Annotated in this window: 1 protein-coding gene; it reads right to left on the minus strand. The window is 47.0% G+C overall.

Annotated features, from left to right (window positions below; genetic code table 11):
- The coding region (locus J3482_RS22335; protein WP_206923140.1) for a transposase at positions 1 to 251 on the minus strand (251 nt) is incomplete at both ends.

Raw genomic sequence — 251 nt, forward strand, 5'->3', positions numbered from 1 at the left:
TACACCATGTCAAATCCCATGGAGCAGCGTGGTGTACCGTTTGAGGACATTCCAGAAGGTGGTTCTGTTTCTCTACGTTTATTGAGTGCAATGATTGCCAGTGTTCTATAATCCCGAGCCGCCTGGTAGTTCTTCACTTGGTCATACCCCGTATCCATCATGACAAACTTGAACTTCCATCCAAGGTTCTCGGCAATATCTTTCATAAGCGGGATGGCGATTTCACCGTCATAAACATGTGCCGGTGTGAC

Source organism: Alicyclobacillus suci (assembly GCF_017329615.1).
GTDB lineage: Bacteria > Bacillota > Bacilli > Alicyclobacillales > Alicyclobacillaceae > Alicyclobacillus > Alicyclobacillus suci.